Origin of the sequence: Neisseria chenwenguii, from assembly GCF_002216145.1 — a bacterium.
GTDB classification, from domain to species: Bacteria; Pseudomonadota; Gammaproteobacteria; order Burkholderiales; family Neisseriaceae; genus Neisseria; species Neisseria chenwenguii.
In genome coordinates this window covers 260,365-277,248 of record NZ_CP022278.1, presented here as the reverse complement: position 1 = coordinate 277,248, position 16,884 = coordinate 260,365, and the positions used below count along the sequence as shown (strand labels likewise).

22 protein-coding genes and 1 pseudogene are annotated in these 16,884 nt (G+C 52.6%); 4 read left to right on the top strand and 19 right to left on the bottom strand.

All coding sequences use genetic code 11. The annotated features are described in order from the left end of the window. Positions 1-131: 131 nt before the first annotated feature. The 15 genes and pseudogenes from BG910_RS01330 to BG910_RS01260 form a co-directional block, all read right to left on the bottom strand. Entirely contained in the window at positions 132-998 is an 867-nt protein-coding gene (locus BG910_RS01330; RefSeq protein ID WP_198344809.1) for an NAD(P)H-dependent flavin oxidoreductase, read from the bottom strand. Between the two features lie 247 nt (positions 999-1,245). Further along, complete coding sequence (locus tag BG910_RS12670; RefSeq protein ID WP_232462217.1) at positions 1,246-1,479, bottom strand: OsmC family protein; 234 nt, start codon at positions 1,477-1,479, stop codon at positions 1,246-1,248. Between the two features lie 270 nt (positions 1,480-1,749). Beyond that, on the bottom strand, positions 1,750-2,805 hold the full coding sequence (locus BG910_RS01320; RefSeq protein WP_089035291.1) for an alpha/beta hydrolase: 1,056 nt from the start codon (positions 2,803-2,805) through the stop codon (positions 1,750-1,752). A gap of 38 nt (positions 2,806-2,843) precedes the next feature. After that, positions 2,844-3,470, bottom strand: a complete 627-nt coding sequence (locus BG910_RS01315) for a glutathione S-transferase family protein (protein ID WP_089035290.1) — start codon at positions 3,468-3,470, stop codon at positions 2,844-2,846. Between the two features lie 16 nt (positions 3,471-3,486). Next, positions 3,487-4,614 (bottom strand): annotated as a pseudogene (locus BG910_RS01310) (NADH-dependent flavin oxidoreductase). Positions 4,615-4,626: 12 nt separating this feature from the next. After that, on the bottom strand, positions 4,627-5,526 hold the full coding sequence (locus BG910_RS01305; RefSeq protein ID WP_089035289.1) for an NmrA family NAD(P)-binding protein: 900 nt from the start codon (positions 5,524-5,526) through the stop codon (positions 4,627-4,629). Positions 5,527-5,655: 129 nt separating this feature from the next. After that, on the bottom strand, positions 5,656-6,327 hold the full coding sequence (locus tag BG910_RS01300) for a nitroreductase (RefSeq protein WP_089037078.1): 672 nt from the start codon (positions 6,325-6,327) through the stop codon (positions 5,656-5,658). A gap of 198 nt (positions 6,328-6,525) precedes the next feature. Beyond that, positions 6,526-7,125: a glutathione S-transferase family protein gene (locus BG910_RS01295; RefSeq protein WP_408633789.1), complete on the bottom strand. Its 600-nt coding sequence runs from the start codon at positions 7,123-7,125 to the stop codon at positions 6,526-6,528. A gap of 91 nt (positions 7,126-7,216) precedes the next feature. Then, positions 7,217-7,648 (bottom strand): organic hydroperoxide resistance protein, encoded by a 432-nt coding sequence (locus BG910_RS01290; protein WP_089035288.1) that lies wholly within the window; start codon positions 7,646-7,648, stop codon positions 7,217-7,219. A gap of 67 nt (positions 7,649-7,715) precedes the next feature. Then, entirely contained in the window at positions 7,716-8,342 is a 627-nt protein-coding gene (locus BG910_RS01285; RefSeq protein ID WP_089035287.1) for a glutathione S-transferase family protein, read from the bottom strand. A 44-nt stretch (positions 8,343-8,386) separates the two neighbouring features. Further along, a complete protein-coding gene (locus BG910_RS01280; RefSeq protein ID WP_089035286.1) occupies positions 8,387-8,725 on the bottom strand; it encodes a hypothetical protein in 339 nt (112 codons plus the stop codon). Between the two features lie 35 nt (positions 8,726-8,760). Then, entirely contained in the window at positions 8,761-9,429 is a 669-nt protein-coding gene (locus tag BG910_RS01275; RefSeq protein ID WP_089037077.1) for a nitroreductase, read from the bottom strand. A gap of 23 nt (positions 9,430-9,452) precedes the next feature. Then, entirely contained in the window at positions 9,453-10,244 is a 792-nt protein-coding gene (locus BG910_RS01270) for an HpcH/HpaI aldolase family protein (protein WP_089035285.1), read from the bottom strand. A gap of 10 nt (positions 10,245-10,254) precedes the next feature. Beyond that, complete coding sequence (locus BG910_RS01265) at positions 10,255-10,713, bottom strand: ferritin-like domain-containing protein (protein WP_089035284.1); 459 nt, start codon at positions 10,711-10,713, stop codon at positions 10,255-10,257. Between the two features lie 28 nt (positions 10,714-10,741). After that, positions 10,742-11,167 carry a MarR family winged helix-turn-helix transcriptional regulator gene (locus BG910_RS01260; RefSeq protein ID WP_089035283.1) on the bottom strand — a complete coding sequence of 142 codons (426 nt, stop codon included), beginning with the start codon at positions 11,165-11,167 and terminating at the stop codon, positions 10,742-10,744. A gap of 150 nt (positions 11,168-11,317) precedes the next feature. On the opposite strand from BG910_RS01260, the gene BG910_RS01255 reads away from it, so the two are divergent. The 3 genes from BG910_RS01255 to BG910_RS01245 all read left to right on the top strand — a co-directional run bounded on the left by BG910_RS01255 (position 11,318) and on the right by BG910_RS01245 (position 12,681). Continuing rightward, entirely contained in the window at positions 11,318-11,548 is a 231-nt protein-coding gene (locus tag BG910_RS01255) for a hypothetical protein (RefSeq protein WP_089035282.1), read from the top strand. Between the two features lie 17 nt (positions 11,549-11,565). Then, on the top strand, positions 11,566-12,057 hold the full coding sequence (greB, locus tag BG910_RS01250; RefSeq protein ID WP_089035281.1) for a transcription elongation factor GreB: 492 nt from the start codon (positions 11,566-11,568) through the stop codon (positions 12,055-12,057). A 117-nt stretch (positions 12,058-12,174) separates the two neighbouring features. Then, positions 12,175-12,681 (top strand): hemerythrin domain-containing protein, encoded by a 507-nt coding sequence (locus tag BG910_RS01245; RefSeq protein ID WP_089035280.1) that lies wholly within the window; start codon positions 12,175-12,177, stop codon positions 12,679-12,681. 67 nt (positions 12,682-12,748) lie between these two features. Here BG910_RS01245 and ung read toward each other — a convergent pair whose 3' ends face one another. Further along, positions 12,749-13,408 carry a uracil-DNA glycosylase gene (gene ung / locus BG910_RS01240; RefSeq protein ID WP_089035279.1) on the bottom strand — a complete coding sequence of 220 codons (660 nt, stop codon included), beginning with the start codon at positions 13,406-13,408 and terminating at the stop codon, positions 12,749-12,751. A gap of 130 nt (positions 13,409-13,538) precedes the next feature. Between ung and BG910_RS01235 the strand changes: the two genes are divergently transcribed. Next, positions 13,539-13,805: a YihD family protein gene (locus BG910_RS01235; protein ID WP_089037076.1), complete on the top strand. Its 267-nt coding sequence runs from the start codon at positions 13,539-13,541 to the stop codon at positions 13,803-13,805. A gap of 259 nt (positions 13,806-14,064) precedes the next feature. On the opposite strand, the gene BG910_RS01230 is transcribed toward BG910_RS01235, so the two are convergent. The 3 genes from BG910_RS01230 to BG910_RS01220 all read right to left on the bottom strand — a co-directional run bounded on the left by BG910_RS01230 (position 14,065) and on the right by BG910_RS01220 (position 16,807). Next, entirely contained in the window at positions 14,065-14,589 is a 525-nt protein-coding gene (locus BG910_RS01230; RefSeq protein ID WP_089035278.1) for a single-stranded DNA-binding protein, read from the bottom strand. Positions 14,590-14,592: 3 nt separating this feature from the next. Beyond that, a complete protein-coding gene (locus BG910_RS01225; RefSeq protein WP_089035277.1) occupies positions 14,593-15,975 on the bottom strand; it encodes an MFS transporter in 1,383 nt (460 codons plus the stop codon). A 208-nt stretch (positions 15,976-16,183) separates the two neighbouring features. Next, positions 16,184-16,807, bottom strand: coding sequence for a lytic transglycosylase domain-containing protein (locus BG910_RS01220; protein ID WP_089035276.1), 624 nt, complete (start codon positions 16,805-16,807; stop codon positions 16,184-16,186). Positions 16,808-16,884: the final 77 nt, after the last annotated feature.

Sequence of the window (16,884 nt, the reverse complement as noted above, 5' to 3'; positions counted from 1 at the left end):
AGACTGTATCGGCATTTCAAAGTGCGGTCGGATTTTGCAAAATTTCGGTGTTTTTTGACCGCTTGTGGTTTTCAGACGGCATCGTGATTTTCAGACAGGCATTTTCAAACAGCCTGAAACCCATTTTCAAATCAAACAAAATCTTGCATCAAATCCGCCACAATCTCACTCGCTGGGCGGACGGCTTTAATCATGCTGACCCCAGTTCCCACCGACACCACGCCTTTATCACTATTGCCCAAGCGCATTCCTTGCCACAAAGAATGATAGCTGTCCATGGCTTCAAACATCTCTTCACGGCTTGCACTTTGTGCTTCAAGTTCTGCCAATTTTTTACCGTTTTCGGTCGGCAAGGTACGGTAATACGCAGGTAGCGTGAGGAATAAAATCAAATCTTCCGCCGTTGAATTCACAATCAGCTGTTTCACTTTTTCATCGGCAGGGCATTCATCGGCAACAATAAAACCGCTGCCCACATATACGCCTTCTGCACCCAGCGCGAAACTGGCACGCACGCCGCGTACATCGCTAATGCCGCCCGTCGCTACCACAGGAATGTTCACGCTGTCGGCAATCATCGGTACAATCGTAAACGTACCAATCACACGGCTTGGTACAGTACCGCCTTCGTCAAAACTAGTCGCGATAATCATATCCGCCCCCAAACGCTCGGCTTCTTGGGAATTGGCAACCGTTGGCGTTAAGGCGCGGTACATGGTTTTGATGCCGTGTTGTTTGAAAAAATCAAAAATTTCAGGGTCTAACACTTCGTTGATTAACACCGCAGACACACCTTCCTCCGCCAGCATTTGCACAGTCGGTCGCCAAAAACTCAAATCAGGACCGTTAATCAGCGTTGCCCCAAACGGTTTGTCGGTTAAAGATTTGGTTTTGCGGATTTCGGCACGCATTTTGTCCAAAGAATCCTGACGGTTTTTCGGCGGCGCGTCCTGCCCCGCATTCGGTCCGATAATGTCCAAACCGCCCGAATTGCTCATGGCGGCAACCAATTCGGCATTAGTTTAAGTAATACATAGGGGCTTGGATTAACGGCAAACGGATATTTAAAATTTCGCTGACACGGTTTTTCATAATGGTTTCCCTCAATAAAAAATAGTTTGTAGATTGGGTTGGCAAAACCAACATTTTCAGGCTATCTAAAAATCAGAAAAATATTTAAAAACAACATGTTAGTACAATTCCGTCTGAAAAACGAAAAACTTTCAGACGGCATCTGTTTAACGCTTACAAATCAAACGCATTCACCACTTTAACGTGCAAACGCACATCCACATTGCCGCGCGTGGCGTTTGAATAAGGGCAAACTTCGTGAGCTTTGCTAATCAAGGTTTTGGCTTGCTCTTCGTTAATGCCTTCGACCGTAATCGTGATGTCCAAATCCAAGCCGAATGCGCCGTCGGGTTTCTGGCCGATGCCCACGCCGACGGTGGTGCTGGATTTAGTCGGTTTGATGCCCAAAGTCGGGGCGACGTGGTTATCGCGCTGTCGAAGCAGGCGGCGTAGCCCATGGCGAAAAGCTGTTCGGGGTTGGTACCTTGCTTGCCGTCTTTATTCTGAAAGCCGACCAGATCGAAGCCGATGGAGCCGTCGTCCACCTGGGTGCGTCCGTCACGGCCGCTGGTGGCTGTTGCTGAGGTTTTGTAGAAGATTTTCATGATAGATGTCCTTGTTTTATGGGTTGGGAGAATGTTTTTTTGCTGAACGTTGTTTCAGGCCGTCTGAAATTTTTTATTCTGCGGCGTCAAACATCCGTTTGATCGCATCGTTTCGCGCGGCAATGTATTGCTTGGTTTGCGGAGAGCCGGGATTGGTACTTTCAAACGCGTGGTACACGCCGTTGATAAGCAGGAAATCGGTCGGCACGCCTGCGCTAATCAGGCGGTTGGCGTAATCCGTATCTTCATTGGCGAACAAATCCAAGCTGCCGACCATCATAAAGGTTTGCGGCAATCCTGCTAATTTTTCGGCACGGGCTGCGGAGTAGTAGGGCAAATCTGCGGCTGCGATGGTTTTGCCGCCGCGCAGGATGTCCCAGCCCAGACGGTTGAGTTTTGCCGTCCACAAAAATTCGCCGGCATTCGGGTTTTTATAGGGCGATTGTGCCGTGCCTGTGCGGTGATCCAGCATGGGGTAAATCAGCACTTGCCCTGCCGGGCGGTATTTACCGATGTCGCGTGTTTTAAGTGCCAAACGTGCGGCCAAACCGCCGCCTGCGCTTTCGCCCATGATGATGATTTTTTTCGGGTCGATGCCGAGTTTTGCCGCATTGTCGAACAGGTAAGACAAGCCGTGATAGGCGTCGTCAATATCGGCCGGGAACGGCGCATCCGTAGCAAGGCGGTATTCCGCGCTGATAACGGTGGCTTGGTTTTGTTCGGCAAGAGCAAACAGATTGGCATTTTCCATGCGCGCGTTGCCGATGATGTAGCCACCGCCGTGGATAAAGTAGATTACCCTGCCTTGTGTTTCGGCCTTAGGTTGGAAAACGTATAAATCAACGGCAGGCTGACTGCCTTTGCGGGGCGCAACGAGCTTTTTATTGGGTTGCACTTTGTCTGCTTTTGCGGCGGCAAGCATTTGGGCATTAAGTGCTTTGAGCGACGGAATGGGGTTGGCAAAATCGATGCCGTTCTGTATGGCAGAAAATGAGTTGAGCAGGCTCAAATCGCGGTATTCTGGCGCAAGCAGCCGTGCGGATTTCGGTTGCGCCGCTACTTGGGCCGGAGCCGCTTGGGCAGCGTGAACCGACGTAGCAAGTAAGGCGACAATGATGAGTTTTTTCATGGAATTAACCTTTCTTCAGGCTGTTTGTTTCGAGGAATTTAAAACCGTTTCATCGTAAATTCGCAGCCTGTTTTTTCTGCCACGCGTTGATACGCAGGGCGGCTTTCAATCTGCTGCACATAGCGCACGATGTTCGGGTAATCCGCCGCGTTTACTTGGTTCAAGCCCCATTGCAGGAGGAAGCTCATGGCGAAATCCGCACCTGTCAGTTGCTCGCCGATGAGCCATGTTTTGCCCTGCAAGTTTTGTTCCACATGGTTGAAATACAGGGCGACTTGTCCTGCGGCGTAGGCGGTGTAGTCGCCGAAGTCAAAGCGTTTGGAAAACATGCCAAGCAGGTTGGCGGAGAACATGGACGCGGCGACGCTCAGCCAGTAGACGTAATTTGAATAATCGTCGGTTTTGGACGGCGGTGTAAAGCGGTTTGCATCGTCATAGCGGTCAAGCAGGTGCTGGATGATGGCGTTGCCTTCCGCCAGTTTCAGGCTTCCGTCTTCCAGAACGGGTGCTTTGCCCAAAGGGTGTTGGCGTTTCAGTTCTTCGGGGGCGAGGCTGGTTTCAGGCAGCCTGTGGTAAACGGCGATTTCGTAGTCCAATCCGAGTTCTTCCAGCAGCCATGCGATGCGGTGCGAGCAGGAATTGTTGAGATAGTGTAGTTTAATCATGGTGTTACTCCTTGTATCAGATGTCCATAGGTTGCCAATTCTTGCCTTTTACCGGCGGTAACCAATCGCCGCCTTGCACGCAGTATCCCCACAAGATATCAGGAATGCCGTAATGGTCAGCCTGCTCGGGGTCTAATTCGGTAACAATTTCGTTATCACGCTGTTCTTGCAGCAATTGGGCGATATTGGGATTTATCATCACGGCTTTACCCAAAGCAATGAACTCTGCCCAGCCTGTGGCATAGGCTTCGCGGATTCGTTTGCCTGACAAAAGATTGCCCACGCCAATCAATGGCAGTCTGCCGTTAATGCGTTCATGAACTAACTGTATTCGGGTTAGGCTGGTATCGGCACCGCGTCTGGCTTTTTTGTCAAAATCCCACAGCGAAATATGCAGATATTGCAAGGGTTTCTTAACCAATTCGTCAATCAGGGCGAATGTGTCGGTCATGGTTAAACCATTCTCGCCCGGCTCTTCGGGAGAAAAGCGGTAGCCGATGATGAATTCGGGTTTTTGATGACGCTCGCGCACGGCATGGACGGTGTCTATAACAGCTAATGGAAAACGCAGACGGTTTGCCAACGAGCCGCCCCATTCATCCGTGCGACGGTTAAATTCGCCCGAAAAGAATTGCTGGATTAAATAACCGTTTGCGCCGTGAATTTCCACGCCGTCAAAACCTGCTCGGATAGCCAAATCCGTGGCATGGGCAAAGGCCTATATCAGTTCGCGGACTTCATCTGCGGTGGCCGCTTTGGCACCGCTCGGCGCATGGTCGGATGCGTTGATAAGATGCCGCCCGCCCAATAAATCGGCAATGGCGTGAATGCCGCCGTGATGAATTTGTAAAATGGCTTTTGCCCCTTGTTTTTGCAGGATTTGTGCCGTTTCGCGCAGGCTGTCCAACTGGCTTTCTTGTATGGCTTCAGGCTGCCTATGAAAGGCTTTGCCGTTGGCGCAAACCAGTGTGGCAGCCGTAATAAACATCCCCATATTTTGTGCACGGTTGGCGATAAAATGGCGTTCCTGTCAGCTTATCGTGCCGTCGGGGTTGGAAGCGGAATGAGTCATCGGCGCGACAACCAAACGGTTTTTGATGACAATGCCGTTGTTTAGGGTATAGCTTTGAAATAAATCGCTCATGGTGTTTTCCTTTTATTCTGTTGCTGCGCGGATAATGGCTTCTCTGTGTTCCAGCAAATGCTCACGGAACGTTTTGGCAGGTCGCCCCAATACATACGGAATATCGTTGCGGACCGTTGCCATATACGCCATGCGTCCGTCCAATACTTGTTCTACAAAATCCAAGTTGGCGCGTGCATACCAGCGTTCTACCGGAAAATCAGGGGCTTCAATCATGGCGCGGAAGTCTTCAATATCTTTATACGCGATGCCAATTTCAAGTCCTGTTACTTCGCTCAAAATTTCGGCAATTTCTTTGCCATTGTAACTTTCTACGCTCAACCAATAATGCTGCCCCGCGTGTTTTTCCGGACCTTCCAGCAAGGCTTTGGCTGCCACCGCCGCAATGTCGCTGGATGCAATCAAACCAATCCTGCGGTCGGCAAAGTAGGTGGTGTATGTCAATTTTTTCGGCATATACAGCCCTGTTATTGCTTCCATAAACATATTGGGGTGCAAATGAGTCCATGCGATGCCGCTGGCTTCAATGTATTTTTCAATCATCTGATGCCACACAAAATGTGCATCGGTGCAATCCCATTCGGCAAATACGCCAACGTGTACAATATGTTTGACCCCTGCTTTTTTTGCCGCATCAACCAGCGTTTTGCTTTGGGCAAGCATGGCAACCGTATAGCCCGTTAAAAGGAAAACACGCTCCACACCGGCCAGCGCAAGGGCGAACGTTTGCGGCTTATCCAAATCCAGATAAACGGCATCTTTGCCCTGACTCTGCAACTCTTTGACCAACGCTTGATTGCGTGTCGGAATACGGACATTGACCGCTTGACTGTTTTCCAATGTTTGAACTACTTGCTTGCCGACTGTACCTGTTGCGCCAAGCACCAGAACGGTGGGTTTTTGGTTTTGCATGATATTGACCTTAAATTTTTTTACCTGAATAACGAGGTATTGACTATTAGGAATGGGGTGACTTTCCCTCAATCCCAAAATGAGTATTTTCAGGCCGTCTGAAAATCTCTTTCAGGCTGCCTGAACCGTTCAACGGTGATACGTTACGATTTCACTCACGTCCACCCGCTCCAAATGCCGTTTGTTCGGCTGCGCGTCCCAGTCGGGTACGCCGAACGACACGCCCCAAACGAGTTTGTAATCATCGGATACGCCCAGCATTTCGCGCACGCCCGAGCCGAACACGCCAATCATCAGTTGCGGAATGCTGCCGTAGCCGCGTGCGGTCAGGGAGAGCATGAAGTTTTGCCCGAACATGCCCATGTCGGCAGCAATCGCTTCGGTGTTGTCGCCGAATTTGGGCACGAAAAACAGGGCGGAATGCTTCGCTCCGTAAAATTCGGCATTGAGCAGGTTTACGCGGTGGCGGCCTTCTTTGTCTTCCCGCGCCACGCCGAAACCGTCATAAACGAATTTATACTGGTTGCGCCAGCGGGCTTCAAAAATGCCTGTGTATTCTGATTGGTCAAAATAGCTGTCGGGCGACAAGATGCCGTTTTCGTAGTTGTATTTGATTTTGTCCGACACTTTTTTGAGCGTCTCGCCAGAAATGATATGCACATTCCAAGGCTGCGTATTGCAGGCGGACGGTGCGGCAATGGCGTCTTTGACCACTTCGTCAATCACGTTTTGCGGAATTTCTTCGGGCAAAAACGTGCGGATGGATTGGCGGCTGCGGACGGTGGTTTCAAAATCTAACATTTTGTTTTCATTTATAAAATTGGCTTCATGAGCCCATTTCAGGCTGCCTGAAATGAAACTGTACTGTTTCGGCAATTCAAACCCATACCGCGTTGCCAACGCTTTTATGGACTGCTGGCATACGTTGTCCTGATTTGAATTGAATGCCTATCATTTTAGGGAGCGAAAAAGCGGTGGTTCGGGATTGTCCATGACGAACTACGATGACTTGCCCAGCTCCAATTCGCCGATACGCTCGCAAGCTTTGCGGTAATCCGCATGGTTTTCCACCTGCGACACAAAGCGTTCAATATTCGGAAATTGTCCTTTGGGTACAAGCGTTAGCGCAAATTGCAACGGAAACGACATCATCATATCCGCACCGCTCAATTCATCGCCTAAAAACCATGTTTTGTTTTTCAGGCTGCTTTCAATATAGTTGATGTGCAAATCAAATTGCGCATTGCAAAAAGGTTTGCTGCTTTCCGATGAACCTAGGAATTGGATTAAAAACGCACCCATCGCCGAGCCTTCGGCATAGTGCACCCATTGCAGATAGCCGGCGTAATCGTTGCTGTCTGGGGCTGGGCGTAATTTGCCGTTGCCGTAGCGGGTTAACAGGTATTCTGTAATCGCACCGCTTTCTGCAATAACGGTGTCGCCATCTTTAATCAGCGGCGATTTTCCGAGCGGATGAATGTCGCGCAACGCCTGCGGTGCCAGTTTGCTGACCGGGTCGCGGTCAAAGTTTTGCACTTCGTAAGGCATATTCAAGGCTTCCAACAGCCATGCGATGCGCTGCGAGCGGGATTGTTTCAGGTTATGTTATATAGGGTAATCATTTTGCAGTCCTTATTGGGTTTTCAGGCTGCCTGAAATCTCTTCCAAGCAGCCTGAAATTTAGAACAGATTACAAATCAAATGTTTTTACTACATTTACATGCAAGCGCACGTCCACGTTGCCGCGGGTGGCGTTGGAATACGGGCAGACTTCGTGGGCTTTGGTAATCAGCTTTTTCGCGTCGTCTTCGCTGATGCCTTCCACGGTGATGGTGATGTCCAGATCCAGAGCGAATGCGCCGTCGGGTTTCTGGCCGATGCCCACGCCGACGGTAGTGCTGGATTTGCTCGGCTTGATGCCCAAAGACGGGGCAACGTGGTTCATCGCGCTGTCGAAGCAGGCGGCGTAGCCCATGGCGAAAAGCTGTTCGGGGTTGGTGCCGGTTTTGCCACTTTCGTTTTGGAAGCCGACCAAATCGAAGCCGATGGAACCGTCGTCCACTTGGGTACGCCCGTCGCGGCCGCCTGTTGCTGTTGCTGAGGTTTGGTAGAAAATTTTCATGATGAACTCCTTATTCAAGAGGGTGGAAAAATGGATTGCGGGATTGGTTTTCCGGCAGTCTGAATGTTTAAAACTGTTTCAAATTTAATTCGCAGCCTGTTTTTTCGGCAACGCGCCGGTAAGCGGGGCGGCTTTCGACTTGCTGAATGTAGCGCACGATGTTGGGGTAATCGGCAGGATTGAGCTGGTTGATGCCCCATTGCAGGGGGAAAATCATGGCGAAATCCGCGCCGGTGAGCTGTTCGCCGATAAGCCAGGTTTTGCCTTGCAGGTTTTGTTCGACATGGTTGAAATACAGGGCGACTTGGCCTTTGGCGTAATCCGCGTATGCGCCGAAATCGAATTTTTGCGACATCATGCCCAAGAGATTGGCGGAGAACATGGAAGCGGCAATGCTCAGCCAGTAAACATAATTTGAATAATCATCGGTTTGCGACGGCGGCGTAAAATGCTGGTCGGGATCGTATCGGTCGAGCAGGTGCAGAATCATGGCGTTGCCTTCCGCCAGTTTCAGATTGCCGTCTTCCAATACGGGGGCTTTGCCCAAAGGGTGCTGCGCTTTCAATTCATCGGGGGCAAGCCCGGTTTCGGGCAGCCGCTGATAAACGGCTACGTCGTAACCGACACCGAGTTCTTCCAGCAGCCACGCAATGCGGTGCGAGCAGGAATTATTGAGATAATGCAATTTAATCATAGCTTTATCCTTTCATAATATCATTTCAGACGGCCTGAGGGTTGTTAATGCAGGGTTTCGTTGAACCTCAAGGCAATCTCCAACCAGTCATCTATATTCGGCAAGGCTGCCTTATCCAAATCCAGATAACCGCGGTACAGCCTGCCGTTGCGGTGTACGGAATGGGCACCTGCCCGCGTATGCAGGGCGGCGTAATCGGCTTTGTCGATGCGGATACGGATTTCGCGGTTGGGGATGTCGCCTACTGCCACACACAATTTGCCACGCACCAAAAATGCTAAATAACCAAACATTGGGCGCTCGGCAAGCTGCTCAAACGGGTTGGACAGACGGGCGATGAGTTTGCTGCGGATATGGTCGGCAAGTTCGGGAGAATAGCTCATGGCGGTATACCTCAATCAATTCGGCCTGAACGTCGTTATTCGTGGAAAACAACGGTTTCGCTTTGCGGTGCGCGCGGCTGGACGTAGGTATTGGCGGCGGAATCGGGCTTGGGTCTGCCGAACGATACGCCCAATACCAATTTGTAATTATCGGGCACACCCAGTTCCGCACGCACGACATCGGGGCTGTATGTCAAAGCGATTTGCGGCACGCTGCCGAATCCCCGCGCCGTCAGTGCCAGCATAAAATTCTGCACCAGCATACCGACATCCAATGCGGTGAACACGTTGTCGGTAATATCGGGCATAAAGAAAAAGGCGGCGTGCGGCGCACCGTAAAAACGTGCGTTTTCTTCGGCAAAACTTTTACGCCCGGCCTTATCTTCGCGCAGAATGTCGAAAGCCTCATACAAACGCTGATACGAATCGCGCATACGGTCTTCGTAAACTCCGGTGAATGCGTGCTGGTCATAAATAAAATCGGCTTTCACATCGCCGCTGCGGAATTTGGCGACCAATTTCTCCGACAGGCGGCGCAACGCATCGCTTGAAACAATATGCAGCACCCAAGGCTGGGCATTGACGGCGGACGGCGCACGCAGGGCATCCTGCAATACCGCGTCCAATTCCGCCCGACTCAACGGCTCGGGCAGATATTCGCGGATGGATTTGCGTGTTTGCGCGGTAGTCGAGAAATCCAGCATTTTCATTCTCCTTAAATTGACTGTTAATGCTCTAATTTGCTTTTAAATCCGGCCAGGGTATCGTCTGCCGCAGCAGCAAGCAGTACCGTATCGGCGCCTACGCCCAAGAACGATACGCCGAGATCGGCATAGTGTTTCGCCTGTTCGGGGGTGGCGGCAATCGTGCCCACCGGCACACCCAATTCGCGGATACGCTTGATCGCATATTCCATTTTCGCCACCACTTCCGGGTGCAGGATATTGGTGCCCAAGCCCATATCGACGGCCAAATCCACAGGGCCGAGCAAAATCGCGCCGACACCTTTGGTGGTAACGATTGCTTCCAGATTCTCCATACCTTTCAGGCTTTCGATTTGCAGAATAATGAGCGACTCGCCGTCAATGCGTGCCTGATAATCAGGGTAACGGCCGAAACGGGAGGCACGCACCGCCCCCGCGCCCATGCCGCGTTTGCCTTGCGCGGGATATTTGGCCCAGCGGATGATTTGCTCCGCTTCCTCGCCGCTTTCCACCATCGGCACGATAATGTTTTGAATACCGGAATCCAGCAACTGTTTGAATATGCCGGCCGTTGCTTCGCCGACACGCACCACGGGTGTCATTTCATAAGGCGCAATTGCTCGGGCTGCGTTTAAAATCGTCTGAACGGTATGCGGCCCGTGTTCAGCGTCGATGAAGAGCCAGTCGTAATCGGTGGTGGCCAGAATTTCCGCAACATCCGCCGACGTGGTTTCCAAGCCGACACCGAACTGCATCTTTCCCGCTTCGATATTGTGTTTAAAGCGGTTGTACAAAAAGTCTTTTACCATTGCCATTACTGTCTCCTCAAATCATGGTTGCCAGATAATTCTGCTTACCGATCAGCGCGATTAAATCCAGTTGCGCTTTTGTCCAGTTCAGGTCTTCCTCTTCGTCTTTGTAATACTCTTTCATCAAATCCAGCGTGGTAATATCGAAGAAACCTGCGTTGATGGCCTCTTCCAACACGGGCAGTCCGTCAACGGATTGCTGCAAATCGTATTGGAAATAGGCTTCCACATCGGTCGGCGTTTGGAAAGACGGTGCGGCTTCGTGTTTGATTTCGCCGTCCAAATCCAAAATGCGGTCGTAAAACTGGTCCACAAATGCCATTTCTTCTGCGTAATGCGCCGCATATTTTTCTGCCAATTTGGTGAAACCCTGCGCGGCAAAGTTTTTGGACACGATTTTGTGGCTGATGGCGTTTGCGGCTAGGTCGGTTGCCAACGATTGCAGGAATTGAATGGTTTGTTGCACGTTTTTCATGGTTGTCTCCTTAATGACGGGTTAAAAATCAAGTATTTTCGGCAAGGATTTTTTGCGTTGCTGCGCGCAGGGCTTCTGCTTGGGCTATATCCAGTTTCAGGCAGCCTGCAAGTTGTTGCGGCACGGCAGCGGCTTGGTGTTCCAACCCTTGCCCGGTTTCGGTCAGACGGATTTTCACGCTGCGTTCGTCGGTGCTGCTGCGTCGGCGTTCTATCAAACCTTTCGCTTGCAGGCGTTTGAGCAAGGGCGTGAGCGTACCGCTGTCCAAATAGAGCTTCGCGCCAATTTCGCTAACACTCTGCTCGCCGTGTTCCCACAAAACCATCATCACGAGATATTGCGGATAGGTTAAATCCAGTGCGTCCAAAAACGGCGTATAACGGCGCGTGATTTCTTTGGAAAGTGCGTAAAGCGGAAAACATAACTGATTGTTTAATTTGAGTTGTTCGTACATGGTTCAGGCCGTCTGAAAGGTTGTGTGTTTGGGGAATGAGCTAATTATTGCTTGAAATTAAATTGTGTGCAATATAATTTACAAAAATTAAATTTCAGACGGCCTGAAAGGTTTTTTATTCAAACGGGAATATAGGCGGGAAAACAGCGGTTGTTTATCCTGATGCCGTCTGAAAAATATGTGGAATGTGTGGGGCGGCTGTTTTTGCGGGTTTCGGTGTCGGGGAATAAAAAAGGCCGTCTGAAAAAACAGATTCGGCAGACGGGTGTGGCGGCGTTGCGTGATAAAATATACGAAGATAAAAACGGCACTTCGGCAAAAGCAAAAAGGCCGTCTGAAAAATCCTGCCGTTTTTCAAAATCCCCTAACCACCTGTTTTAAAACATTTCAAACTTTCCATGACCTCCGAACACAAAAATTACATCACTCCCGCCGGCTGGCAGGCGCTGAAGGACGAGCTTTATCAACTGGTCAACAAAGAGCGCCCCGAAATCGTCCAAATCGTCAACTGGGCGGCGAGCAACGGCGACCGCAGCGAAAACGGCGATTACCTTTACGGCAAACGGCGGATGCGCGAAATCGACCGCCGCATCCGTTTTCTGACCAAACGGCTGGAAGCTGCCGTTGTCGTCGATCCGGAAGCGCGCGAAGCGACCGACCAGGTGTTTTTCGGTGCGACCGTCGAAATCCTGCGCGGCAACGGCGCGGAGCAGACTGTCCGCATTGTCGGCGTGGACGAAATCGACACCGCGCAAAACAAAATTTCGTGGATTTCCCCGCTCGCCCGCGCGCTGATTAAAGCCCGCGAGGGTGACGAGGTAGTGTTGAACACGCCGGAAGGGCGAGAGGAAATCGAGATTTTGGCGGTGGAATATTTGCGAATCGAGTAGGCCGTCTGAACATTTAGAACGCCGCAAAATACCGTATCCGATTTTCAGACGGCCTTTTGCTTCAATCCGACCGCTCAGGCCGTCTGAAAACCAAAAAAACACCAAGAAAGCCAAACCATGAACCTTTTCAACACCAAAAGCGTCACCTTCGACGAACCCATCGAAATGCTTTACGCCTGTCACGGCAAAGTGCGCCGGTTTTGCAGCCAGGTCGAAATGCTGCCCGGTTACATCGCCGAAAACGGCCGCAACCAAACCGTTTTGCAGGCCGTGCGCCAAATCAGCCAGTATTTCAACGTCGCTGCGCCGCTGCATCACGAAGACGAAGAAGAAAATTTCTTTCCGCTGCTGCAATACGCGCCGCAGGCGCAGGAAAGTGTGGACGAGTTGCGCCGCCAGCACCAAAGTCTGCACGATAATTGGAACGCGCTTTACGCCGAGTTCGGCAAGCTCGAAGCCGACGCGGATTACCGCCCCGATACGGCTGTTTTGAAGCGTTTTACCGACGGCTATGCCGTGCATCTGGGCATCGAAGAGCCGCTGTTTGAATTGGGCAAACAGTTTGTGCCGCAGGAAAAACTGGCCGAAATCGGCAAAATCATGGCTGCGCGGCGGAAGCGGTAGACGTGGATACAAACAGGCAGGCCGTCTGAAACAATTCAGACGGCCTGCCTGTTTTCCGGTTCTTCCACTAAATCTGCCAGTCTATCGGGGGAAGCCCTTGTTTTATCAAATAATTGTTTGCCTGCGAAAAATGGCGGCAGCCGAAAAAGCCGCGGTAGGCGGAAAGCGGCGAGGGGTGGGGCGCGGTGAGGACGAGGTGGCGGCTGCGGTCGATAAATGCGCCTTTTTTCTGCGCGTGGCTGCCCCAAAGCATGAAGACGAGGCCGTTGCGGTGTCGGTTGAGCTGGTTGATGACGGCGTCGGTAAACTGTTCCCAGCCGAGCGCGGCGTGGGAATGCGCCTGGCCGGCGCGCACGGTCAATACGGTGTTGAGCAACAAAACGCCTTGCTCCGCCCAATGGGTCAGGCAGCCGTGCTGCGGGATTTGGAAACCGGGAATATCAGTGGCCAACTCTTTGTAAATATTGACCAAAGAGGGCGGAACGGCAATTTCGGGGCGGACGGAAAACGCCAACCCATGGGCCTGTCCCGCGCCGTGATACGGGTCTTGGCCGAGAATGACGACCTTAACGCGGTCGAATTCGGTGGCTTTGAATGCGTTGAAAACGTCGTGCGCAGGCGGATAAATGACCTTTCCCGCTTCGCGCTCGGTACGGACGGTTTGGAGGATGTTTTGAAAATAGGGCTGCTGTTTTTCTGCCCCGATTGCATCGTGCCAAGTCTGCATGGCGGCTCCTTTGTCGGTTGGGTAGTGGGAATTATATAGCGAAACAGCGGTTTGACTGAATCGGGCTGCATGCAGACAGAAAATCCGCTAAACTGCCGTCTGAAAATATCAACCGATGAAAGGACAAACCATGCGTTCCCACCGCCTGCGCGAGCTTTTGGAATTGCTCGAACCCTATTGGAAACAGGAGCCGGAGCTTAGTCTGATGCAGATTATGCAGAAAATCGCCGATGAAGCGGGCTTCGACAAACCGCTGCCCGAGCTTTCCGACGAGGTGGTTATTTATCATCTGAAAATGCACGGCCGCGATAAAAACGAGCCGGTGCCGGGCATTGCCAAAGATTACGAGGAAGATTTCAAAACCGCGCTGCTTAAAGCGCGCGGCGTGATTAAATAAACCGTGATTAAATAATGAGGCCGTCTGAATATTCAGACGGCCTTTTGCTTTTTCAGATGGCCAACGGCTTTTGCGGAAACCGATATCGGCGTAAGGGACATTTTAGGTGCTAAAAACGCCCAAAAGCCTTATCCTGCACAGCTTTGAACGGAATGAAAGCTTTCGCCTGATTTGATGATTGACTGACTGTATCAAGGCCGTCTGAAAAACCGGTTTGCTTTTTCAGACGGCCTTTGTGACGGGCGCTGCCCGACTGCGCTTAAAACGGAATATCGTCGTCGATGTCGTCCACCGGTACGGCAGGCGCGGCGGCAGGGGCGCGGCGGGCGGGTGCGGCGGGCGGCTCTTGGTTGTAGGCGGGTGCGGCGTTTTGGTATTGCTGCTGCGGTGCGCTCTGCTGATAGCCGCCTTGCTGGTAACCTTCGTCGTAGCTTGCGCCGCCGCCGCTTTGACGGCTGCCGAGCATTTTCATTTCGTTGGCGATGATTTCGTAGGCGGTGCGCTCGATGCCGTCTTTGCCTTGGTATTTACGGCTTTGGATGCGGCCTTCGATATAGACGGAACTGCCTTTTTTCAGATATTGCCCGGCGATTTCGGCCAGGCGGCGGTACATAGTGATGTTGTGCCACTCGGTGCGCTCTTGGCGCTGGCCGCTGTTGCGGTCGTTCCAAGTTTCGCTGGTGGCGATGCTGAAGTTGCACACGGGTTCGCCGTTGGGCATGTAGCGTACTTCGGGGTCGCGCCCCAAGTTGCCGATTAAGATGACTTTGTTTAACGATGACATGGTTTAACCTCCTGAAATGATTTTTTCGGCGGCTGCGCGGTCGAAACCTTTTTGCAGCGCTTTGATGAAAACGGTTTGTCTGTCTTGGCTGAACGCGACGGCTTCGATGCCGGCCACTTCTGCCAGAGCGGATTGAAGTGCGCCGGTATTGCCCTGCCAACGGCTGCCGACGGGATAGCTCAGGTTTTTCACGGCTTTGGGCGCGGGCGCAGCCAGTGCGACGGCAAGCCAAACCAGCATCAGGCCGCTGCAAAAGGCGAAAACGCCGTTAAAACCGAAGTGTTGGAACAACATTCCGCCCGCCGCGCCGCCGGCAAACAGGCCGAGCGACTGCATGGTGTTGTACACGCCCATCGCCGTGCCTTTCAAATCGGCCGGCGCGATTTTCGACACCAGAGAGGGCAGGCTGGCTTCCAATACGTTGAAGCCGATGAAATACACAATCAGGCAGGCGGTAATCAACGCGAGTGAACCGAGGCCGAACAGCAGCCCGATTTGCGCCAGCGCAATCAGCGCAATCCCCAACACAAAAACCTGCTTGAGCCGGCCGCGCGTTTCGCCGACGATAATCAACGGCACCATCACGATCAGGCCGGTCAGCGTTGCGGGCAGATAAACTTTCCATTGCCCGATTTTTTCCAGCCCGATTTGCTGCAAAGCAAACGGCAGCGCGGTGAATAAGGCCATTTGCGCGGCGTGCAGCGCAAAAATGCCAAAGTCCAAACCCAGCAGGTGGCGGTCTTGCAATACTTCGCCGAAGCGCGCGGGTTGGGCTTGCGCGTCTTCGTGTAGTTTGGAAATTTCCGGGTCGGGTGTGAACCATGCAACCACGGCAATGCTGATTAGTGTGAGCACGCCCGTGAGCGCAAACAAGCCCGAAACGCCGATAAATTCAGCCATCAACGGCGCGGCGACCAGGCTGGCGGAAAAGGTCAGACCGATGCTCAAGCCGATCATCGACATCGCACGGGTGCGCACTTCGTTGCGGGTCAAATCCGCCAAAAGCGCCGTAACCGCTGCGCTGACCGCGCCTGCGCCCTGAAGCGCGCGCGCTGCCACCAGCATTTCCAGCGAGTTTGCCGCCGCCGCCATAAAACTGCCGGCAGCAAACACAATCAGGCCGAAATAAATGGTTTTTTTGCGTCCGAACTTATCCGAAGCCATGCCCAGCGGAAGCTGAAACAGCGCCTGCGTCAGGCCGTACATCCCCATCGCCAGCCCGACCGGTGCCTTATTGTTCTCTGCGCCGGGCAGGTTGGCGGCATACAGCGCCAATACGGGCAGCACCAAAAACATCCCCAGCATCCGCAGCGCGTAAACGCCCGACAAGGTAGTGCTGGCACGCCATTCGTGCGGAAACATTCGGGTACGGTTTTCTTTTGCCATAATGTTTTTTCAGACGGCCTTGATGCAAAACAGGCCGTCTGAAATTTCAAAATAAGGAAGCGCGGATTATACAGGAATCGGGTACGGTTTGCTTGGCGGCACGGTGGGCGGCGGGTAGGGCGGAAGAGCGGTTTGCGGCCGTCTGGAAAACGGGATTCGGCAGGCTGCGTTCAGGCAGAATCCGCCGTACTTTTTATTTTCAGACGGCCTAACCCCACTGCCATCTGTTGCGCCACGTGCCCAAGACGGCGTTGGGGTATTTGTCGCTGCCCAAGCTGCCGTTGAAACGGGCGAGGGCGCGGCGCAGATTGCCGTTTTCGAGGTTGTTGTAGTGGCGCAGGATGGTGCAGCCGTAGCGCAGGTTGGTACGGATGTCGAACAGATTGTGCGTCGGCTTGCCGATGTAGTTTTTCCAAAACGGCATGACCTGCATCAGCCCGCGCGCACCGACGCTGCTGATGGCGTATTGGCGGAAGCCGCTTTCGACTTCGATCAGGCCGAGGATAACCTGCGGATCGAGTCCCGCGCGGCTGGCTTCGTATTGGATGTTGGTGAGCAGGCGGCGGCGTTCGGCTTCGTCGGGAACGAATCTGGCCAGCCGCGACGACATGGCGGTAAGCCAGCGTTGGCCTTCGGCGGGGTTGGCGAACACCAGACGCGGCGGATTGACGCTGCCGACCGAACTGCGCATTACCGAGGCGACGTCGTCGGAAAGGGTTTCTTCGCGCTGTGCGCCGGCGAGGGCAAGCGAGGGGGCGGCGAGCAAGGCGCCGCCGGCAATGAGGAAGCGGCGGCGGGTAGGAGATTCGGGGGTGAGGGGCGTTTTTTCCATATGTTATGTAATGATTCGGTTTGTCTGATTGGATTGAAATGGCTTGATGCCGTCTGAAGAACGTCAGGATATTTTCA